Origin of the sequence: Dickeya parazeae Ech586 (assembly GCF_000025065.1) — a bacterium.
Lineage (GTDB): Bacteria > Pseudomonadota > Gammaproteobacteria > Enterobacterales > Enterobacteriaceae > Dickeya > Dickeya zeae.
Genome location: NC_013592.1, coordinates 3,869,680 through 3,893,748, shown reverse-complemented (window position 1 = coordinate 3,893,748; position 24,069 = coordinate 3,869,680). Strand labels below are relative to the sequence as shown.

The following is a 24,069-nucleotide window of genomic DNA, read 5'->3' as shown; positions in this document are numbered from 1 at the left end:
TCAGTACTCTACATTATTCCATAATATATAAGAGCTGGTACGGGCAACAACGTGTTCCCACTCTATTGATGCAAATTTGAAAGAAACATTCTCCTGTGGCTGCATCTCATTATTCGTTAATGAATTTGGATAAAAAAAGCGAAGATCCGTAATGACAGCATCGCTCAGTTTAACTTTGAAATAAAGTTCATTACCACCAGATAGAGAAGTCCGGTAAAAGAGAAATTCACATTTCAGCTTTTCATTATCGTTCAGTGCCTGAGCCAGAAGTGGTGTGGATTTATCTACAGGCTTTCTGATTTCTACAGGGTGTAAAGAGACATTATCTACTCTTGTTACCTGATTTATCAGTTCATAGACGAAGATTTCGTCTTCGTGTGCCGACTGGTATTTATTACCGATAGAATCTGCAGTCGAACATCCGGCAGATATAAGCCCCTGCTTCTCACCTGTAAGCTTCAAATAAATAATATTTGCCATATCAATCCCTCGCTGTATCCATGCGTTTTCACAAAATCCATCACCGTGTGAGGGTAAGATTTCTACATATTTTATCAGGGGAGTCAACAGTAAGCATTTCTTAGCTGATTAACTGGATTGAATAATATTGAGCAGTCCGGAACGCATCATTACAGGAACAGGTATAAATCGGTACAGATAATTCTTGCACGTTTTCCCTATATATTTGATGTTAAGTTGAAAGTACGAAAGCGGTTTACCGCCGTCAAGCCTGTTTATATTAGGCTGATGCCGCCAGCACGCGCTGTAACCGGGTGGGGAAGCGCTCGGCGAAGGCGAGCAACTGTTCGGTGAATTGCGCCACCAGCGTCGACGCCGGGCGGTGCAGTGGGCGAATCAGGCTGACGGTAAACGGCACATCAATACTGAAACGGCGCACCACTACCGCGCCGCTACTGGCGTAATCCACCGCGGTAAGTGGATTGACTATCGATAATCCTACCCCGGCGCGCACCATCGCGCATACCGAGGCGGCGCTGTGGGTATCCAACACCAGCCGCCGCGCGACGTTTGCCTGCTCAAACTGCTGGTCGAGCAATTGCCGATAACTGTCGGTGCTGGACAGGCTGACGAACGGCTGGTCGCGGAAATCCTCTGGTGTCAGTACCGCCTTGCGTGCCAGTGGGTGACCACTGGGCAGCACACAGACTTCGTTCAACTCCATCAGGGTGCGCCGTTCGGTACCGGCGGGTGTATTCAAGTTTTCCGTTAGCCCCAGGTCGTGGCGCTGTGCGGAGAGCCACTCTTCCAGCAACGGCGATTCCTGTGGGATGACATGCAGGTTGAGTTCAGGGTAACGCGCCAGCAACGGCTGGCACACCTCGGGCAGTAATGACTGAGAGAACACCGGTAAACAGGCAACCGAGAGCGGGGCCTGACGAAACTGGCGGATATCCTGCGCCGCGTTGATGATGCGATCCAACCCATAATAGGAATGTTGTACTTCCTCGAATAACTGCAACCCTTGCGCGGTAGGGTGTAACCGCCCGCGAATGCGCTCGAACAGCGGCATCTGCACCAGGTGCTCGAAGCGTGCCAGCTCGCGGCTCACGGTGGGCTGTGAGGTGTTGAGCAGCGCGGCCGCTTCCGTCAGGTTGCCGGTGGTCATCACCGCGTGAAAAATCTCGATGTGGCGCAGGGAGACGGCGGTCATAGGCGGTTCATTCCATATCAAAAATGAATAGAGTCTTTGAAAAAGGATATTGGAATTATAGCTTGTGGGCCAGCACAATTCCGACATCTGATAACGTTTCGGTACTCTATTCATGCCACACGATCTGAATGACCTGTCTTATGCGTTGAACGCGCAGAGCCTGCGTGCGCTGCCTGCCCAATTTGGTTGCCCGTTGTGGGCCTATGACGCTGCTACCATCGTTGAGCGCATTGGTCAGTTGCGCCAGTTCGATACCATCCGTTTTGCGCAGAAAGCCTGCTCCAACCTGCATATTTTGGCGTTGATGCGCCAGCAGGGCGTGAAAGTGGATTCGGTTTCGTTGGGTGAAATCGAACGGGCACTGGCCGCCGGTTTTGAGCCGGGTACTGACGCGCATGAGATTGTGTTTACCGCCGATGTGCTCGATGACGCCACGCTGCAACGGGTGCATGAGCTGGCTATTCCGGTGAACGCCGGTTCCATCGACATGCTGCATCAACTGGGCGAGCGTTCGCCGGGTCACCCGGTGTGGCTGCGTATTAACCCCGGTTTTGGACATGGTCACAGCCAGAAGACCAACACCGGTGGCGAAAACAGTAAACACGGCATCTGGTATGCCGATTTACCGCAGGCGCTGGAAGCCTTAAGCCGTTACCACCTGAAATTGGTCGGCATCCATATGCATATTGGTTCCGGCGTTGATTACCGGCATCTGGAGCAGGTTTGCGAAGCGATGGTGCAGCAGGTGCTGGCCGTGGGGCAGGATCTGGAGGCAATTTCTGCGGGTGGCGGGTTGTCTATTCCCTATCACCACGGCGGCGAGCGCATTGATACCCAACACTATTATGGCCTGTGGAATCAGGCGCGGGAGCGGATTGCCGCACATCTGGGGCATCCGGTGGCGTTGGAAATCGAACCGGGGCGTTTTCTGGTGGCGGAGTCCGGCGTACTGGTGGCGCAGGTGCGTGCGGTGAAGGACATGGGCAGCCGTCATTTTGTGCTGGTGGATGCTGGATTCAGTGACCTGATGCGCCCGGCAATGTACGGCAGTTACCACCATATTACCCTGTTGCCGGGCGACGGGCGTGACCTGAGCCAGTCACCGCGGCGTGATACCGTGGTGGCAGGCCCGCTGTGTGAGTCTGGCGATGTGTTCACTCAGCAGGCCGGTGGCGGTGTGGAAACGATGGCGTTGCCATCGGCGCAAGTGGGTGACTATCTGGTGTTCCATGATACCGGCGCGTACGGTGCGTCGATGTCTTCCAACTACAACAGCCGTCCGCTGATAGCGGAAGTGCTGTTCGAACAGGGGCAGCCGCGACTGATTCGCCGCCGCCAAACGCTGGACGAATTGCTGGCGCTGGAGCGGGTGTAATCGTTTGCGCAGACTCAGTGCGCGTAGGGGCCTTTGACCACCGACGCGCGCAGTTTCAGCTCGCCGGTAAACGGCGCGATGGCAGTGACAGGGGACCCTTCGCTCAGTTTTAGCGCCTGCGAGATAGCGGCGCTAATCATCTCTTCAATCGGTAAATAGACGGTAGATAACGCGGGCGTCAGATAAGGGGCACTGGGGATATCGTCAAAACCGAACAGCGATACGTCTTGCGGCAGTCGTTTACCGGCTTCAAGCAGGGCTTTCATCGCACCAATGCACATATCATCGTTACTGGCGAACAGCGCGGAAAAACCGGCGTCATGCACCAGCAATTCGCGTGCAGCCTGATAACCGCCGGGGACCAGGCTATCACCATTGACCACCCGCAGCGGGTCGTAAGGAATGTGATGATGCTCCAGCGCCTGCCGGTAACCGGCCAGACGGGCGCGTGCCGTCGGCGTGTTGATGGGGCCGGTGATGCAGGCAATGTCGCGGTGCCCTTGCTGTACCAGATAATCGACCAGTTGGAACACTGCCTGTTGTTGTTCAAACCAGACGCAGTACTCAGGTGCCATCGGCAGATGACGATTGATGACCACGATGGGCACGCGGGAGTGATCCAGCAGTGCCATCAGGGCGGCGTCAGACATGTGGCGGGTATAGAGCACGATGGCATCACAGCGGCGATCGATCAGGAGCTGCACCGCCTGTTGCTCGTCTTCCGGCGTGTCGTGACCGTCGGTCACGATCAGGTGCTTGCCGCTGGTTTCGGTACGCTCAGCGGCACGGCGCAGCAGGCGGCCAAAATAGGGGCCGTCGAAGTTGGAGACTACCAACCCGAGGCTGTTTGAACTGCGTTGCGCCAGCGAGCGCGCCAGAAAATTAGGGCGATAGCCGAGATCTTCCATCGCCTTGAAGACGGCGTCACGCGTGCTTTGTTTTACCTGACCTGTACCGTTTAACACCCGTGATACCGTTGCTTTGGATACACCGGCGTGCTTTGCCACGTCAAGCATGGTCATCATCGTTTGCACCTTCCCTGTTTTATCGAAGTCAGTCACAGCGTTGTTATCAATATTAGTCACATACTAGCACACTGGAGCGACGTCAGTGGGTGAAGTGCGGCACGTTGCGCGGTCGGTGCCATCAGGCGTGGTGACCACCAAACAGTTCTTTGCGCAGTTGTACCATTTCTTCGGCCAGATCCCGGCAGAGCATGGCGGTCATCAGGTGATCCTGAGCGTGTACCATGATCAGATTAACCGGCACTTTGCCTTCGCCTTCGTCCAGCCCGATCAACCGAGTCTGGATCTGGTGGGCTGCTTTTGCCGCCTCCTGAGAAGCCAGCAGTTGCGCGTCGGCTTCCACCCAGTCCTGCGCTCGGGCGGCCTGAATCGCCATCATGGCGCAGGAACGCGCTTCGCCAGCGTTGATCAGCAATTCCATTACGGTCTGTTCCATATCCAATTCCATCGCGGTGTCCTCTTGGTATGCCAAATTTGCTTTTAAACATGTTATTGGAATTCCAATACTGACTTGTGAGAACAGTGTCACAGAAAAATTATTCGTTTGTTTTATTTTTTGGTATGCCAAACGCGAGAGCGCTGAACCTGCCGTCCATTCTCTTCCGCGCGTAACGGCCACTACGGGGGCGAGAGCCTCTGATAACAACAACCCCTGAAAACACAGGTAAATCAAAGAGGTGGAGTTATGTCATTCAAGGATAAGGCTATCGATTCATTAGGATCGTTCGCCAACCAGTTCAACAGCCTGAGATACATCATGGCGATCAAAGCCTCATTTATTACGTTGATGCCGGTGATCATCGTCGGGGCGTTCTCTGTGCTGATCTCCAACATGGTGCTGGATCCGAAGAACGGGCTGGCGAGTTTCGCTCTGTTTTCATTTCTGGCACCGTTAAAACCCATCATGAGCGGCATTAATTACGCCACGCTCAATTTCCTCACCATCGGCGCGGTGTTCCTGATAGGCATCGAGCTTGGGAAAATCAACGGCTCTCGTAGCCTGTTTCCCGGTTTGCTGGCGGTGATCTGCTTTATTTCCATTACCCCGACCACCATCGATATGGTGATCAACGGTCAGACATTACCGGTGAAGGATGTGCTGGCGCGGCAATTCTCCGACACCAAAAGTCTGTTCCTCGGCATGTTTATCGCCATTGCGTCGGTGGAAATCTATTCGAAGCTGGAATCGGTAGACCGGCTGCGCATCAAGATGCCAGATAGCGTGCCGCCGAATGTGTCCGCGTCGTTTTCGGCGTTGATCCCGGCGATCATCACCGTCACGCTGGTCGCGACCTTCGGGTTTACCTTCCAGAAAGTGACCGGCATGTACCTGTATGACGCCATCTATATGGTGGTGCAACAGCCGCTGGAGTCGGTAGTACAGAGCCTGCCGGGGCTGTTGATTCTGATGTTCGTGGCGCAACTGTTCTGGGTTATCGGTATTCACGGTAACCAGATGATCAAACCGATTCGCGAACCGCTGTTGCTGGGGGCGATTGCGGTGAACATGACCGCGTTTGAGCAGGGGCATGAAGTACCGAACATCATCACCATGCCGTTCTGGGACGTGTACATGAGTATCGGCGGGTCTGGGTTGACCATCGGGTTGCTGCTGGCGGTGATGATTGCCTCTAAACGTCGAGAAATGAAAGAGATCGCCAAAATTTCCTTCGGCCCAGGTGTCTTCAACATCAATGAACCGGTGATTTTCGGCATGCCTATCATGCTCAACCCGATTCTGGCTATCCCGTTCATCATCACGCCGCTGGTGACCGGCACCATCGGTTACTTCGCCACCAGCATGGGCTTTGCCGGTAAAGCGGTGGTGATGGTGCCCTGGACTACGCCGCCGTTGATTAACGCCTGGCTGTCTACCGCCGGTTCGATGGGGGCGGTTGCGACACAGGTGGTGTGCATCATCGTCGCCACCCTGATTTACCTGCCGTTCGTCAAAGTGGCGTCTCGTCGTGCTGAGCAGGCGCAGCGTGAGGCGGAGTTAGAGGCCGCGGCACAGGCCAATGCATTGAAATAATGAATGTATTGCAATACTGAATCTAAGGGAGACCGGTAATGAGCAAGGTATCAATGACCCTGCCTGAGGGCTTTATTCTGGGGGCGGCGGCGTCCGCCTGGCAGACCGAGGGGTGGTCAGGCAAGAAAAACGGGCAGGATTCCTATCTGGACCTGTGGTACAAGCGGGATCGTCAGGTGTGGCACAACGGCTACGGCCCGGCGATCGCCACCGATTTCTATAACCGCTACCGTGAAGACGTGGCGCTGATGAAGCAGACCGGGCTGACGCACTTTCGTACCTCGATTAACTGGTCGCGCTTCATGCTGGATTATGAAAACGGCGTGGTGGATGAAGAGTACGCCGCTTACATCGATAACCTGATCGACGAAATGCAGCGTGAAGGCATCGAACCGATGCTGTGCTTAGAACACTATGAGCTCCCGGCGGTGCTGTTCGAGAAATATCAGGGCTGGTCGTCAAAGCAGGTGGTGGAGTGGTTCGTGCAGTACGCCGACGCGGTATTTGCCCGCTACGCCGGTAAGGTCAAACGCTGGTTTACCTTTAATGAGCCGATTGTGGTGCAGACCCGCGTGTATCTGGATGCGGTGCGCTACCCTTATCAGCAGGATACTGGCACCTGGATGCAGTGGAACCACCATAAAAACCTGGCAACCGCCAAAGTGGTGCAACGGTTTCGCGACAAAGGTTACCACCTGCAAGGGGGCAGCATCGGGGTGATCCTGAACCCGGAAGTCACCTACCCGCGTTCCAGTGAGGCGCATGATGTTGAGGCGGCGCGCCTGTATGACCTGTTCTATAACCGGGTCTTTCTCGACCCGGCGCTGAAAGGCGAATACCCGGCAGAATTACTGGCGCTGCTGGAAAAACATCAGGTGAAGTGGGATTACGACGCGCAAGAGCTGGCTATCATCCGCGCGAACACCGTGGATGAGGTGGGTATTAATCTCTACTACCCGCACCGGGTCAAAGCCCCCAGCAGGGCCTGGAACAGCAACACGCCGTTCCACCCAGCTTACTATTACGAGCATTTCGAATTGCCCGGCCGCCGGATGAATAAGTCGCGCGGTTGGGAGATCAACCCCCGCATTATTTACGACATGGCGATGCGCCTGAAGGATGAATACGGCAACGTGCCCTGGTTTGTGTCGGAAAACGGTATGGGGATTGAAAATGAAGGCCAGTTCAAAGACAGCCACGGCGTGATACAGGACGACTACCGTATTGCGTTTATCGCCGAGCATCTTTACTGGACGCTAAAAGCACGCGAAGACGGTGCCAACTGCCAGGGTTATATGCTGTGGGCGTTTACTGACAATGTGTCGCCGATGAACGCCTTTAAAAACCGTTACGGCCTGATTGAAATCGATCTGGAACACGACCGGCAGCGCAGAGCGAAGAAATCAGCCGGCTGGTTCCGACAGGTACGGGACAGCGGCGTGCTGGCGTTCGAACTGGACGATGAAGAGAAATAGGGGGAAAGATGAAACGGATCGTACTGGCCTGCTCGGCAGGCATGTCTACCTCGCTGGTGGTGACCAAAATGGAAAAAGAAGCCGCGGCACGGGGTATGGAATATCAGATTTACGCTATCCCGGAACAGAACCTGCGTGATGAATTGCAGACTTACGGCAATGACATTATCGCCGTGCTGCTGGGGCCGCAGGTGCGCTTTAAGCTGGCGGAAAACAAAAAACTGACCGACGAGTATCACATTCCTATCGCCGTTATCGACTCGGTGGCCTACGGCACCCTGAACGGTGCAAAGGTACTCGATCAGGCGCTGAGTTTGGTAAACTGAGTCTGATTGCTGTAAATGCGAGCCGGTGTGGGAATAAACGCCGGTTCGTGTTTAGGCTGTGGACCTGACGAACGCGGTGTGAAGCCGCAGTGACGATGACGAAAGGAAGCAGCCTGGTATCCGGCCCCGTGTCGGGGCGGCAGCGGTGTTCAATTCTCGGCCGTTCAGGGTGGCATTGTGACGAAGGTTGTGGTTCTACAAGACAGAAAGCAATACCAGGAAATAGGGGGTGACCTGCGGGAGAAAATCCAGCGGGGGGAGTACCCGGTCGGGGCGCGTCTTCCGCCAGAGCGGAATATTGCGGAGACCTATGGTGTAAGCCGTACCATCGTGCGTGAAGCCTTGCTGATGCTGGAGCTGGAAGGAACGGTGGATATCCGCCAGGGTTCCGGGGTGTACGTGTTACGTGTGCCGTCGGCGGAAGAACCGTCTCCGAACGCGCAAAACCGTATCGGCGCGTTTGAAATGTTGCAGGCGCGCCAACTGCTGGAAAGCAATATTGCCGCGTTTGCCGCCCGGATGGCGACCCGCAATGATATTGATAGTTTGCGGCGCACGCTGGAGCAGGAACAGGCGGCTATCGCCGCCAACGATTACCGCAGCGATTTCGATAAAATCTTTCACTTGCAGGTAGCAGGGGCGACCCAAAACCAGATGCTGTTGGAAACCGTCAGCAATATCTGGTCTTGCCGGGACGAAAGCCCTATCTGGCAACAGCTTTACAGCCATGTGGGCAACCACGGTTACCGGCTGAAATGGCTGGCGGATCACCAGACGATACTGGCGGCGCTGCGTCGTCGCGACGTCAGCGGGTCGTATCAGGCGATGTGGCAGCATCTGGAAAACGTCAAAACCACACTGATGGAAATATCTGACGCCGAAGCGCCGGAGTTTGACGGCTACCTGTTCGATTCTGTGCCGATTTTTCAGGGAAAACTGGTCTGACGTATGACGACGATGGAAACTACGCCAACGATAGGATCTCCTGTCTCAATTGGCTATCTGGCGGATTACCCGCATTTCGAGACGCAGGTCGTCGACTGGCTGTGGCAGGCATTTGGCGACGGACTGAGTCGGGATTTTTTTGCCAGCGTGGTGCACCACAGCATGGACAAGCGCGCGCTGCCGCTGACGTTCGTGGCGCTGGCAGGCGACCAACTGGTCGGTACGGTCGGGCTGTGGCGTTGTGATTTGATAAGCCGTCAGGATTTAACCCCGTGGCTGGCGGCGCTGTATGTGGACGAACGCTACCGCGATCGCGGTCTGGGGGCGGACCTTCAGCGTTTTGTCATCGAATTCAGCCGCGAACGCGGTTTTGACTCTCTCTATCTGTACGCCAGTTTCAGCGGTTACTACGAGCGCCACGGCTGGCGTTACATCGGCGACGCACCCGAGTACCCCGATAAACAGGTACGGCTGTACCACCGCTCATTAAGGTAATCTGCGCTGTTTGCAAACAGCCTACTGCTTCGTGGATAGTGATTTTTATCCGGTCGGTGAATGGTTTCGTGCTGGATAACCAGTGTCATTTCTCTGCTATTTCGTCGCACGCACGACAAGGATAGGCTCAAACGCCGCCTCTCCTTGACCACTGGCTAGGGGCTAAACTGTGCCGCTAACGCGGTTCCTTCGGCATTCGTCTTCGCTGTTCGGGCCGCCCGTGACGTGGTTACTCGCCCCATCCCTGGGGCTCGCCCTTCGGGCCAGCGTAAACGCTGTTCAAAAACGTTCCCGACGTTTTTGTCCGGCACGGCACGGGTTTTCGCGGCGTCCTGCCGCTCACCCGGCGAAGTCGCCCGCCTCAGCACAGTTTTTGACGCCGTAAAACCATCACCTTCAGCTAAAGGGACTTACCAGTGTCTGCTGCGTCTTAATGCCTTACTAATTTTATTGCCCATTATTCAAACTGGTAACGGAGTGGCGGCGAATCAGCGTCGGGTGGAACAGGTTGATGGCGTTGGGTAGCGGCGTGTTGTTTGCCAGCGCCAGCGCAATTTGCGCAGCCTGCGTCGCCATGGCGGTAATCGGATAGCGGATGGTGGTCAGGCGCGGGCGCAGGTAACGCGACAGCAGCACATCGTCGAAGCCGATAAGCGACATGTCTCGCGGCACTTCGATGCCGTTATCACTCAACACTGCCAACGCACCGGCGGCCATCGGGTCGTTGTAGCAGGTCAGCGCCGTCACCGGGCGGCCGCGCTCCAGCAGCGTGGTCATCGCGGCTTCGCCGCCGCTTTCATCCGGTTCACCGTAGGCGATCAACTGCTCATCCAGTGCAATATCGTGTTCGGCCAGCGCGTCCCGGTAGCCCGCCAGGCGGTCATCGGCATCGGAAATCGCATGGTTGGAACACAAAATACCAATCTGGCGATGCCCTTGCAGGATCAGATGCCGGGTAGCCAGCCAGGCGCCGTAACGGTTATCCAACGCCACGCAGCGTGTCTCGTACCCCGGCAGAATACGGTTAATCAACACCATTCCTGGGATCTGTTCCATCAGTTGCGCCAGCTCTTCATCCGGCAGCATCTTGGCATGCACCACCAGCGCAGCGCAGCGATGGCGAATCAACTGTTCAATGGCCTGCCGCTCTTTGTGCGCGATGTGGTAGCCGTTGCCGATCAACAGAAAATTACCGGTACGGTAGGCTTCCTGCTCTACCGCTTTGACCATGGTGCCGAAAAACGGGTCGGACACGTCAGAGACCACCAGCCCCAGTGTTTCGGTGGACTGCTGGGCCAGCGCACGGGCGTTGGCGTTCGGATGGTATTGCAACTGTTGCATGGCCTGCAGAACGGCGCTGCGTGCGTGCTCACTGGCTTTAGGCGAATCGTTGATCACACGTGATACGGTGGCGACCGACACGCCTGCCAGCCTGGCGACATCCTTAATGGTGGCCATGAAGGTTTCCTGTTGTTACTAATATAAAAATGAGGCGTCGAATCAAGTGACTGCCTGAGTGTCACGGAATTAGGCCGTGGCCGCAAGAGGCGGGGATCGCAACTTTCATCGCTTTCACCCACCACGTTCATCGCGTTTACCGTTTGTACGCCATCGACCGTTCCCTTCCGGCAGCAATATTAGTGAAACGTAAGCGAGTTGTTTGACATATGTTGTGCCGATGTTTTTCCAACGTGTTATCTCCCGCGCTGGGTGCAGTACTCAGTTATGGGGGTAACTCACAGCCTCAGGGAAGGAAGTCTCTGTATGAAATATATCATTTTGCTGGTGTTTATTCTGGCGGTGGCCTATGTCCACTTCCGTGGTCGTATACGATATCCATTCTGGCGCCAACTGTCGGACCACTCGACCTTTACCGCGCCGCTCAACGTTTTTATGTACCTGTTTTCCCGTGTCCCGGTGACGCCGTATCTCAAACCTGAACATTTTCCCGAACTGGCGGCGCTACAGCAGAACTGGCAGACGATCCGCGAGGAAGGGGAAAGGCTACTGGCAATGCAGGAGATTAAAGCGTCGGATCGGTATAACGACGCGGGGTTTAACTCGTTTTTCAAGACCGGCTGGAAGCGCTTCTACCTGAAATGGTATGAGGCGTCTCATCCCTCGGCGGATGCCTTGTGCCCCAAGACTACCGCGCTGCTGCGTTCGGTGCCGTCGATAAAAGCCGCTATGTTCGCCACCTTGCCGGACGGAAGCCGACTGCCGCGCCACCGTGACCCCTATGCCGGTTCGCTGCGCTACCATCTGGGGCTGTCGACGCCGAACGATGACCGTTGTTTTATCGAGGTTGATGGCAAGCGTTATAGCTGGCGTGATGGCGAAGGCGTGCTGTTCGACGAAACCTATATCCACTATGCGGAAAATCAAAGTGGACAGAATCGCCTGATCCTGTTTTGCGACATTGAGCGACCGATGCGTTATCGCTGGGCGCAAGCGGTGAATTACTGGCTTGGGCGCCATCTGATGAGCGCGGCGGCGGCACCGAATAGCGAGGGGGATCGCACCGGCGGCATCAATCGGATTTTCAAATATCTCTACGCGGTACGCAAAGTGGGGAAACGGCTGAAAAGCTGGAACAAGCCGGTTTACTATCTGGTGAAATGGGCATTGTTCGGCGGGATCGCAGCAGCGATCTGGTGGGCACTGTAAGTCTGGATCCGGGCGTGTAAGTGGCAATGTTGCTGCGTTTTCACGCCTTTATTACAGCTCACCTGAGAATTTTACAGTTAGTTGCACTTCGAACGGTTATCTTTCGATTCAACGCTAGTGATTCAGGGGGACTGTCTTTAGAGTAACAAGTCCCAGAGGTATTGATGGGTGACAATCGATGTGTTCTCCACATTGAACCATTCAAATTTCACCAACCTACGCGGATGCGTAGGTTTTTTTTTGCCTGCGATCCGACATTTGCCCCGCTAACTCTGTCTTTCTGCCCCTCCTGAGCATCGCTAATGTTGCTATGGTTTATGGTATGGTGAACCCTTTGGCTGGCCGCCATGAACAATCCGTGGCATGTGGGGTCCAAACCGGGCAGAGTGACGGTTTACCTCAAGGTGACTATTACGTCAGTGTTACTGTTTAGACATAGGGAGGTGGGATGATTTATACCTTTTTACGCTGGGCGCTCAAGCACCTGTATCGCATTCAGATTACGGGTGATGAAAGCAGTTTCCGGCAATCGAAGATATTGATTACCCCCAATCACGTTTCCTTTCTCGATGGCGCGCTGATGGCGCTGTTCTTGCCGGTACAAAACAAACCGGTATTCGCCGTCTATTCCCGCATTGCCGATAGCTGGTTTATGCGCTGGCTGAAGCCCTATATCGATTTTCTGCCGTTGGACCCGACCAAGCCGTTGGCTATTAAGCAGTTAATTCGTCTGGTGGAGCAGGGGCGTCCGGTGGTGGTGTTCCCCGAAGGGCGCATTACCGTGACCGGCTCACTGATGAAAATCTACAGCGGTGCGGCGTTTGTGGCGGCCCGCTCAGGCGCGGCAGTGGTGCCGGTACGCATTGAAGGGCCTGAGTTTACGCACTTCGGCCGTCTGGGTGGGGTGTTGCGTCGTCGCCTGTTCCCACAAATTTCACTGCATTTCCTGCCGCCGACAACGCTCCCGATGCCAGTTGCCCCTTCCGCGCGTGAGCGCCGTGAGCTGGCCGGTGAAGCGCTGCATCGCATCATGATGGACGCACGTATGGCGGTGCGCCCACGTCATACGCTCTATCAGGCGTTTCTGGCCGCTTGCGATCGTTACGGTTACCACTCTGCCTGTATTGAAGACGTCAATCTGAAGGAAGACAGTTATCACGGCCTGCTGAAGAAATCACTCGGGGTAGCACGCATTCTGCAACGTTTTACCCAGGAACGTGAGCATGTCGGGTTGTTATTGCCCAATGCGACGGTGACGGCAGCGACGGTGCTTGGCGCGTCGCTCAGCAGCCGGGTGCCGGCGATGTTGAACTATACCGCTGGGGCGAAAGGCATTCAGAGCGCGATGAGCGCCGCGCGCATCAAAACCATCGTCACGTCGCGGCAGTTTCTGGAAAAAGGTAAGCTGACGCATCTGCCGCAGCAGGTGAAAGAGGCCAATTGGGTCTATCTGGAAGACCTGAAGGACACGGTGACATTGTCGGATAAGCTGTGGATCCTGTGCCACCTGCTGTTCCCGATGCGCGCCATGTGCCCGCAGCAGCCGGATGACGCGGCGGTAATTCTGTTTACGTCCGGCTCGGAAGGCAACCCGAAAGGGGTGGTGCATTCCCATAATAGCCTGATGGCCAACGTAGAACAGATCCGCACCGTGGCCGATTTTACCCCGCGCGATCGTTTCATGTCGGCCTTGCCGCTGTTCCATGCGTTTGGGTTGACGGTTGGGTTGCTGACGCCGTTGATGACCGGTGCGCGTATCTTCCTCTACCCCAGCCCGCTGCATTACCGCATTGTGCCGGAGCTGGTGTATGACCGTAACTGCACGGTGCTGTTCGGTACCTCGACCTTCCTCGGGCATTATGCCCGCTTTGCCCACCCGTATGATTTCGCCCGCCTGCGTTATGTGGTGGCCGGGGCGGAAAAACTCTCTGAACGGGTGCGGACGCAGTGGCAGGACAAATTTGGCATTCGTATTCTGGAAGGCTACGGCGTGACGGAGTGCGCGCCGGTGGTGGCTATCAACGTACCGATGGCCTGTAAACTGCATTCTGTCGGCCGATTATTGCCGGGTATTGAGTCACGGTTGATCCCGGTTGCGGGTATCCATCATGGCGCTCGTCTGCAACTGCGCGGACCGAATGTGATGAAGGGGTACTTGAGGGTGGAAAACCCTGGCGAGCTAGAATCCCCCGCCGCGGAAAACGAGCACGGGCAGCGTGAGGCGAACTGGTACGATACCGGCGATGTCGTTTTTCTGGATGAACAGGGTTTTTGTACCATCGTGGGCCGCGTAAAACGCTTTGCCAAGCTGGCCGGAGAAATGGTGTCGCTGGAGAGCGTGGAGCAACTGGCTAATCAGGCGTCGCCACACACCCAACATGCCGCCAGCGCCCGCAGCGACAGCAGTAAAGGGGAGGCGCTGGTGCTGTTTACTACCGATGCGGCGCTGACCCGCGATAGCCTGCTGACACTGGCGCGGGCGAGCGGCGTGCCGGAACTGGCGGTGCCGCGAGATATTCGTTACCTGAAAGAGTTGCCGCTATTGGGCAGCGGCAAACCGGATTTCGTCACGCTGCGGCAATGGGCGGAACAACCCGCCGTGGCCGTGGAAGATGCCACGCCTACCCCTTCGGAGCATGATGCATGAGCCAGACGACTTCCCCAACGTCGTCACTGTTTTCCCGCGGTATGAATGCGGTGATGGTGGCGCAGTTTTTCTCTGCTTTCGGCGATAACGCTCTGCTGTTCGCTACGCTGGCATTGGTGAAATCGCTGGCGTATCCCGACTGGAGCCAGCCCTTCCTGCAAATGGGGTTCGTCGCCGCCTATATCGTGCTGGCACCGTTTGTGGGGCAGTTTGCTGACAGTTTCGCCAAAGGGCGGGTGATGATGTTTGCCAACGCCCTGAAGCTGGCTGGCGCGTTATGGATTTGTCTGGGTGGGAACCCGTTTCTGGGGTATACGCTGGTGGGGCTGGGGGCGGCGGCCTATTCCCCGGCCAAATACGGCATTCTGGGGGAAATCACCCGTGGCGATCAGTTAGTGAAAGCCAACGGGTTGATGGAGGCTTCCACCATCGCCGCTATCCTTACCGGCTCGGTGGTCGGCGGTGTGCTGGCGGACTGGCATATCTACGGCGCGCTGGCGGTGTGTGCGCTGGCTTATGGTATCGCACTGGCCGCCAACCTGCTGATACCCAAACTGGCCCCAGCCCGCCCCGGTGTCTCCTGGCACCCGGCGCGCATGACCCGTTCGTTTTTCGATGCCTGCCAGGTTCTGTGGCGCAACGGCGAAACCCGCTTTTCGTTGGTGGGCACCGGCATGTTCTGGGGGGCCGGTGTGACGTTACGCTTCCTGCTGGTGCTGTGGGTACCGCTGGCATTGGGCATTAACGACAATTCTACGCCGACGTTACTCAACGCCATGGTCGCGGTCGGGATTGTGGTAGGGGCAGCGGCAGCCGGTAAACTGGTGACGTTGAAAACCGTGCGACGCTGCCTGCCTGCAGGTGTGTTGATCGGCGTGATGGTGGTGGTATTTACCCTGCAGCATAGCCTGATGAACGCTTACGCCTGCCTGCTGGTGCTGGGGGCGCTGGGGGGCTTTTTCATCGTGCCGCTCAATGCGTTGCTGCAAGAACGTGGCCGGGAAAGCGTTGGGGCAGGTAACGCCATTGCCGTGCAGAATCTGGGTGAAAACGGCGCGATGCTGCTGATGCTGGCGCTCTACTCGCTGGCGGTGAAGGTCGGTGTACCGGTACTGGCGATCGGTATCGGTTTCGGCACACTGTTTGCGCTGGCGATTGCCGGGTTGTGGTGCTGGGTGCAGGTAACCCAGTGGCGGCGTCGGCCAGCGTCTGCTGCCGCACCAACGTCTGATGAGCAGGAATAACGGGAGGGGCAATGAGTCTGATTTGGCATGACTGGGGGGTGAAAGACCTGAACCCGTATGCGTTGTATGACATTTTGCGCCTGCGTAGCCAGGTTTTTGTGGTTGAACAACAGTGCGCTTATCAGGACCTGGACGGTCTGGATCTGGTGGACGGTAACCGGCATGTTACAGCCTGGCAAAACGGCAGGCTGATCGCCTGTGCGCGCTTGCTGGCACCACATGACCGGCAAGAGGTGGTCACGATTGGCCGGGTCATTGTCTCCCCTGAAGCGCGAGGCCAACGGTTGGGGCATCAGTTGGTGATGCACGCTCAGGCCGTTTGTGCTCGTCACTGGCCGGGGCGGGCGCAATACCTCTCGGCTCAGGCGCATTTGCAGCACTTTTACCAGCAATTTGGCTTTGTGGTTTGTGGTGAAGGTTACGACGAGGACGGTATTCCTCACGTGCCGATGCGAACCGCGGGGTAAGAGCCTATCCCATTAGGGCTATTTCACTTGCCATTTTGGCCCTGGGCAGTGCTCGAAATCCTCACGTACTACGTGTACGCTCCGGGTTACTCGCTGCGCTCGCCCGTTGGGCCGGACAAAGTGCTTTGTCCGTTCAACATGCAACGCATGTTGTCTGCGCGGCTTCCCGTGTCCAAACTGGCCACGCCAGTAACGCCTACTGGGATAGGCTCTAAGTGTGGCGCTAAGACGTGACAGCGCAGCCCCGCACCTGTGCAGGCGGGGCGCTGGTATGGGCTGACGCCGGGTTAACTGGCGGAATGGGAAATAGTACTGCCGAGTTTCTGAACGTCCTGACCAAATCCGCGCGCGGTGTTGCATCCGCTCAATGTGGTCGCCATCACGAGTGTGGCAACCAGCAGGGCGATAGTTTTCATAGTGATTTACCTTTATATACCCGTCATACTTTATATCGCAGGTGTGTTGGTGTTATTACCCAGCCTGTTAGCGCTGCAACAAGCAGCGTATCAGTCTGCTTTTTGCAGCGTGGCCGCTCACTCCGGTTGCTGGCCCGGATAAGCGCCGTGCGTTCTTTTCGCGGCACGGTTCAATACGCCTGCCGGTTTTTCTGCAACGTGAATTATTTCGGGGATCGCAGCGCAAATCCAGACTGAGGTCATTTCTGCTTTCACTTTGTCATACTATCACGTAAGGATCCAACGTGATGTCAGCCAGTTAGCAGAGAATCAGTCAGTGTAGCGCAGGGGGTTTTGCCATAGTCCGGCTGACAGGGGTAGGTCGGTCGCCAGTTCGGTTTATTCAGTTACAGGGTTGGTCATGTCTGGTCTGTTTCACTGGTTAAAAATGTGCTGGTCAAAAAAGTCTCGGGAAAAGACGTCGTCTGCGGTGAGTGACGCACAGATTATGGCTGCCTGTAGTTCACTATTGATGAACGCGTCCACGCAGGCGGCGATCATTGCCACCGATTCAGCCAATCACATCACCTTGTTCAACTCGGGAGCCGAACGGTTGTTCGGCTTTCGCGCCTGTGAAGTTATCGGTCGCGATGCCACCACGGTAGTGCTGCGTCAGGGGGAAATGGGGCAGTTATCGCCACAGGCGCTGTTACGTCATTATCAGCCGTTTTCGGTCTGGTGTTATCGGAAAAAAGATGGCGGTATCTTTTGGGGCGAATTGAGTTTTCATGAGGTCCGTCTGCCGGACGAGCGCTTGTTGGGCTACCTCAGTGTGATTACGGATATCACCGCACGTGAGCGGTTGCTGGAGCAATTGCATCAACAGCAACACATGATGGATATGCTGTTACAGCATGCCCCGGCGGTGCTTTATACGTTTGTTGTTCATAGAGATACCGTTCATAGCGATACCGTTCGTGACGATGCAGGTAGTGGCGATACGGATCGTGGTAATGAATATCGCTTTGTTTACTGTAGCCCTGTCTCGACTCGGGTATTGGGCCTGACGCCGCAGGCCATGACCGCCGTACCGTTCGGCCCCGGTCACCCGCTGCGAGAGCGTATTCTGCCAGAAGATCGTGAGCGTATCGCACACTATTACGCTAATGGTGATTTTCATCGCCATAGCTGGCGCAGTGATTTTCGTATTTGCTCTGAAAACGGCGATGTTCGCTGGATCCATGCCGAAGCGATGGCGTCTTACCCTGAGGACGGCAACACCGTGTTTTACGGTTCGATGCTCGATATTACCGATCTCAAGCAGTCAGAAACCTTGTTGCAGGTGTTAGCGCAGACCGACTCGCTGACCGGCATCGCCAATCGCCGCCATTTCGATGAGCGCTATCAACAACTGTGGCGTCAGCACGAATCCATACAGATGCCGTTGTCGTTGCTGATGATCGATATCGATCGTTTCAAACGCTTTAACGATAGCTATGGGCATAGCAAAGGGGACGCCTGCATAAAGTCAGTCGTGGAAACGCTGGCGGGGCAACTGCCATCGTCAGAATGTCTGCTGGGGCGTTACGGTGGTGAGGAGTTTACGGTGGTGTTGCCGCAAACGGACTACCAACAGGCGTTGGCCTTGGCCGAACGCTGTCGTCAGGCGGTTGAGTCGATGGAGATCCCCCATACCAAGTCGCCGCAGGGGGTGGTGACGGTGAGTATCGGTGTGGCGGTCGCCAGACCGGGCGATGCCGGGAGCAGCATGACACAGTTGAGCAATGATGCCGATGATGCGCTGTACCGCGCTAAACATCTGGGCCGCAATCGGGTAGAAGCGGGTCCTGACCAGAATGCGGCACCTGCCTGACGGTAACGCCGTTGAGCGTTTCATCGCCCGCCATTGTGTATCGGCACAGCGGCGTGTGGGTATGACATAACTTACTGCAACCAAAAGCGTACTCTCACTCTTCCGTCAAAAAGAGCTCCAGCAGCGAATTAAGAAACAGTTTACCGTGCTCGGTGACCTGCCAGTGTTGTTCGGTTTCCGTCAGGTACCCTTGCGTCAGTGCGGCGTCCAGTTGTTCCCTGATAACACTTTCCGACAGGCCGGTATAAGCGGTGAAATCAGCGCGTGGCGCCGGTTCCAGCAACCGAAAGCGGTTCATGAAAAACTCGAATGGACGGTCAGCCAGCGCGACCTCGCTGCGTTGTTGCAGGTAATTCCCCTGCATATAACCGCGTGGGTGGCGGGTTTTCACCGTGCGCACGATCTCGCCGTCAGTGAAAGTGATCTTGCCGTGTGCGCCGCAGCCGATACCGAGATAATCGCCAAAGCGCCAGTAGTTGAGGTTGTGCCGACACTGGTAACCCGGTTTGGCGTAGGCCGAGGTTTCATACTGCTGGTACCCGGCGTTGCTCAATAAACGGTGGCCCTGCTCGAAAATATCCCATAGCGCATCGTCGTCTGGCAGCATCGGCGGGCGTGAGCCAAACAGGGTATTGGGTTCGATGGTCAACTGATACCAGGACAGGTGTGGCGGGTTAAGCGCTATCGCCTGACGTAAATCATCCAGCGCCTCATCCAGCGACTGCTCCGGCAGCCCGTGCATCAAATCCAGATTGAAACTGCGCAGCCCCAGACCGGCGGCGAGAACAGCGGCGCGTTTAGCCTCTTCCGGGCCGTGGATGCGGCCTAAACGCGTCAGTTTATCCGGGCTGAAACTTTGTACGCCGATGGAAATACGGTTCACCCCTGCACGTTGGTAACCGCTGAACCTGTCGGCTTCTACCGTACCGGGGTTGGCTTCCATGGTGATTTCCGCGTCCGGCACCAATGACAACCGGGCCCGCACCCCATCGAGCAACTGTTGCATCGCCTCGGCGCTGAGCAGGCTCGGTGTACCACCGCCGATAAAAATGCTGTGCAGCGGGCGGGCGACCGCCATCGGCAGGTCGGCATCCAGATCCGCCAGCAGGTGCGCCACATAATCGTCGTGCGGTACTTCGCCTTTGAGTGCGTGGGAGTTGAAGTCGCAATAAGGGCACTTCTGCACGCACCAGGGGATGTGGATGTACAGGCTCAGCGGCGGCAAATTAAGCATGTCGCAGCGCATCCAGCAATTGACGCAGCGCCTGTCCACGGTGGGAGTGGGCGTTTTTCTCTTCGCGGCTGAGTTCGGCGGCGGTTTTGCCGAGTTGCGGCACGAAAAAGACGGGATCGTAGCCAAAACCGCCTTCACCGACAGGCGCACGGGTGATGACGCCCTGCCAGCTACCATGGCACACCAACGGCGTCGGGTCATCAGCATGACGCAAATACACCAGCACACAGTGGAAGCTGGCCTGACGTTGTTCGTCTGGCACGTTGTCGAGCACCGCCAGCAGCTTGTCCAGATTCTGCTGGTCGCTGGCGTCTTCTCCGGCATAGCGGGCGGAATAGATGCCCGGTGCGCCGCCCAGCGCGTTGACCGCCAGCCCCGAATCATCTGCGATGGCGGGCAGGCCGGTGGCGCGTGCGGCGTGGCGCGCTTTCAGAATGGCGTTTTCGATAAAGGTCAAACCGGTTTCTTCGGCGGAGTCGACGCCCAGCGTGGTTTGTGCCACCACGTCAAGACCAAAATCCGCCAGCAGACCGGCGAGTTCACGCACTTTACCGGCGTTGCCGGTGGCTAAAACCACGTTTTGCATCTGTTGTTCCTGCAATCTGTCTGGGATGTTCTATTCAGGGAATCGGCTCAGGAAATGAGGCCCGCGACATCGGCCGGGATGGTTTGCGGGTTGACGATCCTAATCTGTTTGTGACGGCCAAGCTCCCCTTTTTCGATGGTGACCATGCCTTTGGCGACACGGAATTGCTTGGCAAGAAATTTGATCAGGTGGGCATTGGCCTGACCGTCTACCGGTGGTGCGGTGATGGCGACTTTGAGCTCGTCGCCATGCAACCCGACAATCTGATCCCGGCTGGCTTTCGGCTGAATATACAGCCGAATGACCAGCCCGTCTTCACAGCGACTGACAGCACTCACAACAGGAACCACAGCCCCGGGAAGAAATCCATGCCAAGGTAATTCAACACGTACAGCACCAGAATCACGATCATCGGCGAGAAATCCAGGCCGCCTGCCGAGGGAAGAATACGGCGAACCGGGCCCATCAACGGTTCGGTCAGTTGGTGCAGCATATAATCCACCGGGCTGCGGCCCTGGCTGACCCAGCTCATTAGCGAGCGAATGATCACTATCCAGAACACCAGATAACCAGCGGATTTGATCAGCGCCAGTAGCCCCACCAGCAAGTTGATCGGGCTTAGCGAGAGCGAGCCAACCTGAATCAGCAACAGCAACGGGTATTTCAGCGTGGTGAGCAGAAACGCCAGCAGCAGCGAGGCGCTGTCAATAGGCCCCAGCGAAGGGATAATACGACGCAACGGGCCGATAATCGGCTGAGTGAGTTTCACCACGAACTGCGCCAGTGGGTTGTAAAAATCACTGCGTGCCCATTGCATCCAGATACGCAGCAGCAACACCATCACGTACAGGTCAATCAGGGTTTTGACCAGAAAAGTCAGGGTCAGCATCAGAGGGTCATTCCTTCATTCAAAGTCATTTTTCAGGTGGTAATCAGAACAGCGATTCCATTTCCTTTGCCCGGTGCACAGCGGCCTGCATGGCATCTGCAACCGTCTGGCTCAACTGACGCTCGTTAAATACGCGCAGCGCCGCGGCGGTGGTGCCGCCCTTGGAAGTCACATTTTCCCGCAGAGTGGACAACGGGGTGTTCGGGCTGGCTTCCACCAGTGCCGCTGCACCGCTAGCCGCCTGCTGTACCAGCAAGCGAGCGGTGTCGGCGTCGAACCCCTGACGCATGGCCTCCTGCTGCATCGCTTCCATAAACAGGAAGAAATAGGCAGGTGCGCTACCGGCAGCGGCAATCACGCCGTTAATGTGCGACTCGTCGGCAACCCAGCACAGTTTACCGACACTGTGCATCAGGTCGGCGGCAAAGGCGCGATCGGCGTCGCTCACCTCGGCCGGTGCGTATAATCCGCTCATGCCCTGGCCTACCAGCGAGGGGGTATTTGGCATGATACGCACTATGTTGAGCGATGCGCCCAATAACTGGCGGAAGCGGGCGACGTTAACACCGGCGGCGATCGATAATACCAGCTTGCCGTTGAAATCCACCTGTTTTGCCAGTTCCCCGCAAACATCGGCCATCAGTTGCGGTTTAACCGCCAGCACCACCACATCGGCGTCACGGGCACAGGCGGCATTGTCGCTCAGGCTGGCAATGCCATAGCGGGTAGCCAGTTGATCCCGGTGGGTGGCGGACGGTGCGCTAACGCTGACTTGGTGGGCCGGATAACCGCCTGCCATCAAACCGGCGATGATCGCCTGTGCCATGTTGCCCGCGCCGATAAAGGCTATTTTACGGTGTTCCATCAGATTCTCGCTGTTCTCGTCTGTCCGTTAGGTTAACTGGTCGGCGAACTATAATCACGTGCGCCAAAAATTGCGGTACCGATGCGTACCATCGTGCTGCCAGCTTCAATGGCGGCCGCCATGTCGTCGGTCATCCCCATCGACAAGGTATCCAAGGTGCCATAATCCACTTTCAGTTGCAGAAAAAGTTCGGTCATTTGACGAAATACCGCCAGTTGCTGGGCGTGATCCGCCTGCGGCGCGGGAATTGCCATCAGTCCGCGCAATCGCAGATTCGGTAGTGTCGCCACGCTGGCGGCCAGCTCTGGCAGTTCGCTGACCAGAATGCCGGATTTGCTCGCTTCCTGACTGATGTTGACCTGCAACAGCACATTGAGCGGTGGCAGGTGCGCTGGGCGTTGCTCGCTCAGGCGCTGGGCGATACGCAGCCTATCGATGGTGTGGCACCAGTCGAAATGTTCTGCCACCAGACGGCTTTTATTCGACTGCAACGGCCCGATAAAGTGCCATTCCAGCGCGACATCGGGCAGGGCGGTCTGAAAATGACGAACCTTATCCACCCCTTCCTGTACATAGTTTTCGCCAAATGCCCGCTGCCCAGCCGCGATGGCTTCTTCGAGCGCGCTCACAGGTTTGGTTTTGCTGACGGCAAGCAGCGTAATCTCTTCTGGCGCGCGCCCGCAGCGTTGTGCCGCCGCCGAGATTTTCTGCCGGACGTCCTGTAGGTTTTGCTGAACTGTCGATATCGTCGCTACCGGTGTCATCGTCATAGTGATTCAGGAGGCCAATAAATGGATGTGAGTGAATGGGTGAACGCTAGTGTAAAACAGAATGTATCCGATCTGCACCTGTGCAGCGGTCATCCCCCGGTGTGGCGTATCGACGGCCAATTGGTGGCGGATGCCACCCAGCCGCCGTTACAGCACACCGACCTGGAACAGTGGTGCCAGAGCTGGCTGGACCCAGAGTGTGAGCAGCAGTTGCGTCGGTGTGGGCAAACCGATTGTGCGTTGACGCTGGCGGGAGGGCAGCGGTTGCGGGCCAATTTGTTTATGCAGCGCCACGGTTTGTCGGCGGCGCTACGCCTGATCCCACACCGTCAGCCGGATTTGCAGACGCTGGGGGCACCCGCGGTCGTCGCGGCATTGGCTGAGCGTACCGACGGATTGATTCTGGTGACCGGGGCGACCGGCAGCGGGAAATCGACCACCCTGGCGGCGATGATCGCGGTACTGAATCAGCGTTGTGCCCGCCATATTATTACGCTGGAAGATCCGATTGAATTCCTGCATACCAGTCAACGTAGCCTGATCCAACAGCGGGAAATCGGTCGGCACAGTGAAGGATTTGCCAGCGCTTTGCGGGCCGCATTGCGTGAAGACCCGGATGTGCTGTTACTGGGGGAACTGCGCGACAGCGAGACCATTCGGCTGGCGCTGACGGCAGCGGAGACCGGCCATTTGGTACTGGCGACGTTGCATACCCGACGGGCGGTGCAGGCGGTGGATAGGTTAGTGGATGTGTTCCCGGCCGAAGAGAAAGCCTTTGTGCGCACACAACTGGCAGCGAGTTTGCAGGCGGTAGTGGCACAGAAATTATTGCCGGGTGCGCAGGGTGGGCGTGTGGCGTTATTTGAGGTACTGCTTGCCACACCGGCAGTCAGTAACCTGATCCGCGAAGGTAAAACCCACCAGTTGCCGAGCCTGTTGCAAACCGGCAGCCAGGTGGGGATGCAAACCTTTGAACAGAGCTACCAACAGCGGTGTCAGGAAGGCCTGTTACCGGATGCCATGCTGACGACACCTGGCTCTGACATAGAATGAGGGATAATTACCGTCATGAATCGCCATTGCCGTA

General features: G+C 56.6%; 24 protein-coding genes. 12 read left to right on the top strand and 12 right to left on the bottom strand.

What is annotated here, in order from left to right; genetic code table 11:
- Nucleotides 1-480, bottom strand: coding sequence for an Hcp family type VI secretion system effector (locus DD586_RS16985; protein ID WP_012886048.1), 480 nt, complete (start codon nucleotides 478-480; stop codon nucleotides 1-3).
- A gap of 259 nt (nucleotides 481-739) precedes the next feature.
- Nucleotides 740-1,672, bottom strand: coding sequence for a LysR family transcriptional regulator (locus DD586_RS16980; RefSeq protein ID WP_012886047.1), 933 nt, complete (start codon nucleotides 1,670-1,672; stop codon nucleotides 740-742).
- Between the two features lie 112 nt (nucleotides 1,673-1,784).
- Here DD586_RS16980 and lysA point away from each other — a divergent pair, with 112 nt between their 5' ends.
- The gene (gene lysA / locus DD586_RS16975) at nucleotides 1,785-3,047 is read left to right on the top strand and encodes a diaminopimelate decarboxylase (RefSeq protein ID WP_012886046.1); all 1,263 of its coding nucleotides are present in this window, start codon (nucleotides 1,785-1,787) and stop codon (nucleotides 3,045-3,047) included.
- Between the two features lie 14 nt (nucleotides 3,048-3,061).
- Here lysA and DD586_RS16970 read toward each other — a convergent pair whose 3' ends face one another.
- A complete protein-coding gene (locus DD586_RS16970; RefSeq protein WP_012886045.1) occupies nucleotides 3,062-4,072 on the bottom strand; it encodes a LacI family DNA-binding transcriptional regulator in 1,011 nt (336 codons plus the stop codon).
- Nucleotides 4,073-4,193: 121 nt separating this feature from the next.
- The gene (locus DD586_RS16965) at nucleotides 4,194-4,520 is read right to left on the bottom strand and encodes a PTS lactose/cellobiose transporter subunit IIA (RefSeq protein ID WP_012886044.1); all 327 of its coding nucleotides are present in this window, start codon (nucleotides 4,518-4,520) and stop codon (nucleotides 4,194-4,196) included.
- Nucleotides 4,521-4,757: 237 nt separating this feature from the next.
- On the opposite strand from DD586_RS16965, the gene DD586_RS16960 reads away from it, so the two are divergent.
- From DD586_RS16960 to DD586_RS16940, 5 genes are all read left to right on the top strand, one after another.
- Nucleotides 4,758-6,104, top strand: a complete 1,347-nt coding sequence (locus tag DD586_RS16960; protein WP_012886043.1) for a PTS sugar transporter subunit IIC — start codon at nucleotides 4,758-4,760, stop codon at nucleotides 6,102-6,104.
- A gap of 38 nt (nucleotides 6,105-6,142) precedes the next feature.
- A complete protein-coding gene (locus tag DD586_RS16955) occupies nucleotides 6,143-7,579 on the top strand; it encodes a glycoside hydrolase family 1 protein (protein ID WP_012886042.1) in 1,437 nt (478 codons plus the stop codon).
- An 8-nt stretch (nucleotides 7,580-7,587) separates the two neighbouring features.
- Nucleotides 7,588-7,905, top strand: coding sequence for a PTS sugar transporter subunit IIB (locus tag DD586_RS16950; RefSeq protein WP_012886041.1), 318 nt, complete (start codon nucleotides 7,588-7,590; stop codon nucleotides 7,903-7,905).
- A 177-nt stretch (nucleotides 7,906-8,082) separates the two neighbouring features.
- Nucleotides 8,083-8,850, top strand: a complete 768-nt coding sequence (locus tag DD586_RS16945; protein WP_012886040.1) for an FCD domain-containing protein — start codon at nucleotides 8,083-8,085, stop codon at nucleotides 8,848-8,850.
- Between the two features lie 3 nt (nucleotides 8,851-8,853).
- Nucleotides 8,854-9,345: a GNAT family N-acetyltransferase gene (locus tag DD586_RS16940; protein ID WP_012886039.1), complete on the top strand. Its 492-nt coding sequence runs from the start codon at nucleotides 8,854-8,856 to the stop codon at nucleotides 9,343-9,345.
- 447 nt (nucleotides 9,346-9,792) lie between these two features.
- Here DD586_RS16940 and galR read toward each other — a convergent pair whose 3' ends face one another.
- Nucleotides 9,793-10,803: an HTH-type transcriptional regulator GalR gene (gene galR, locus DD586_RS16935; protein ID WP_012886038.1), complete on the bottom strand. Its 1,011-nt coding sequence runs from the start codon at nucleotides 10,801-10,803 to the stop codon at nucleotides 9,793-9,795.
- A 306-nt stretch (nucleotides 10,804-11,109) separates the two neighbouring features.
- On the opposite strand from galR, the gene lpxO reads away from it, so the two are divergent.
- The 4 genes from lpxO (at nucleotide 11,110) to DD586_RS16915 (ending at nucleotide 16,370) form a co-directional block, all read left to right on the top strand.
- Nucleotides 11,110-12,012, top strand: coding sequence for a lipid A hydroxylase LpxO (lpxO, locus tag DD586_RS16930; RefSeq protein ID WP_012886037.1), 903 nt, complete (start codon nucleotides 11,110-11,112; stop codon nucleotides 12,010-12,012).
- A gap of 448 nt (nucleotides 12,013-12,460) precedes the next feature.
- Nucleotides 12,461-14,659 (top strand): bifunctional acyl-ACP--phospholipid O-acyltransferase/long-chain-fatty-acid--ACP ligase, encoded by a 2,199-nt coding sequence (aas, locus tag DD586_RS16925; RefSeq protein WP_012886036.1) that lies wholly within the window; start codon nucleotides 12,461-12,463, stop codon nucleotides 14,657-14,659.
- A complete protein-coding gene (gene lplT, locus DD586_RS16920) occupies nucleotides 14,656-15,903 on the top strand; it encodes a lysophospholipid transporter LplT (RefSeq protein ID WP_012886035.1) in 1,248 nt (415 codons plus the stop codon). The genes aas and lplT overlap by 4 nt, the downstream gene beginning before the upstream one ends.
- An 11-nt stretch (nucleotides 15,904-15,914) precedes the next feature.
- The gene (locus DD586_RS16915; RefSeq protein ID WP_012886034.1) at nucleotides 15,915-16,370 is read left to right on the top strand and encodes a GNAT family N-acetyltransferase; all 456 of its coding nucleotides are present in this window, start codon (nucleotides 15,915-15,917) and stop codon (nucleotides 16,368-16,370) included.
- Nucleotides 16,371-16,657: 287 nt separating this feature from the next.
- Here DD586_RS16915 and DD586_RS16910 read toward each other — a convergent pair whose 3' ends face one another.
- Nucleotides 16,658-16,786, bottom strand: coding sequence for an entericidin A/B family lipoprotein (locus DD586_RS16910; RefSeq protein ID WP_012886033.1), 129 nt, complete (start codon nucleotides 16,784-16,786; stop codon nucleotides 16,658-16,660).
- Between the two features lie 400 nt (nucleotides 16,787-17,186).
- Between DD586_RS16910 and DD586_RS16905 the strand changes: the two genes are divergently transcribed.
- The gene (locus tag DD586_RS16905; RefSeq protein ID WP_012886032.1) at nucleotides 17,187-18,638 is read left to right on the top strand and encodes a sensor domain-containing diguanylate cyclase; all 1,452 of its coding nucleotides are present in this window, start codon (nucleotides 17,187-17,189) and stop codon (nucleotides 18,636-18,638) included.
- A 94-nt stretch (nucleotides 18,639-18,732) separates the two neighbouring features.
- Here the strand turns inward: DD586_RS16905 and hemW are convergent, their stop codons facing one another.
- Genes hemW through DD586_RS16875 form a run of 6 tightly spaced genes read right to left on the bottom strand, consistent with a single transcriptional unit; the run spans nucleotide 18,733 to nucleotide 22,982 of the window.
- Nucleotides 18,733-19,872 carry a radical SAM family heme chaperone HemW gene (hemW, locus tag DD586_RS16900; protein ID WP_012886031.1) on the bottom strand — a complete coding sequence of 380 codons (1,140 nt, stop codon included), beginning with the start codon at nucleotides 19,870-19,872 and terminating at the stop codon, nucleotides 18,733-18,735.
- Nucleotides 19,865-20,458: an XTP/dITP diphosphatase gene (locus DD586_RS16895; protein WP_012886030.1), complete on the bottom strand. Its 594-nt coding sequence runs from the start codon at nucleotides 20,456-20,458 to the stop codon at nucleotides 19,865-19,867. The genes hemW and DD586_RS16895 overlap by 8 nt, the downstream gene beginning before the upstream one ends.
- A 47-nt stretch (nucleotides 20,459-20,505) precedes the next feature.
- Nucleotides 20,506-20,796, bottom strand: a complete 291-nt coding sequence (gene yggU / locus DD586_RS16890; RefSeq protein WP_012886029.1) for a DUF167 family protein YggU — start codon at nucleotides 20,794-20,796, stop codon at nucleotides 20,506-20,508.
- A complete protein-coding gene (locus DD586_RS16885) occupies nucleotides 20,793-21,347 on the bottom strand; it encodes a YggT family protein (RefSeq protein WP_012886028.1) in 555 nt (184 codons plus the stop codon). The genes yggU and DD586_RS16885 overlap by 4 nt, the downstream gene beginning before the upstream one ends.
- A gap of 43 nt (nucleotides 21,348-21,390) precedes the next feature.
- Nucleotides 21,391-22,212 carry a pyrroline-5-carboxylate reductase gene (gene proC, locus DD586_RS16880; RefSeq protein WP_012886027.1) on the bottom strand — a complete coding sequence of 274 codons (822 nt, stop codon included), beginning with the start codon at nucleotides 22,210-22,212 and terminating at the stop codon, nucleotides 21,391-21,393.
- A gap of 32 nt (nucleotides 22,213-22,244) precedes the next feature.
- Nucleotides 22,245-22,982: a YggS family pyridoxal phosphate-dependent enzyme gene (locus DD586_RS16875; RefSeq protein ID WP_236032031.1), complete on the bottom strand. Its 738-nt coding sequence runs from the start codon at nucleotides 22,980-22,982 to the stop codon at nucleotides 22,245-22,247.
- 21 nt (nucleotides 22,983-23,003) lie between these two features.
- Between DD586_RS16875 and DD586_RS16870 the strand changes: the two genes are divergently transcribed.
- A complete protein-coding gene (locus DD586_RS16870; RefSeq protein ID WP_012886025.1) occupies nucleotides 23,004-24,035 on the top strand; it encodes a type IV pilus twitching motility protein PilT in 1,032 nt (343 codons plus the stop codon).
- The last annotated feature ends 34 nt before the right edge of the window (nucleotides 24,036-24,069 follow it).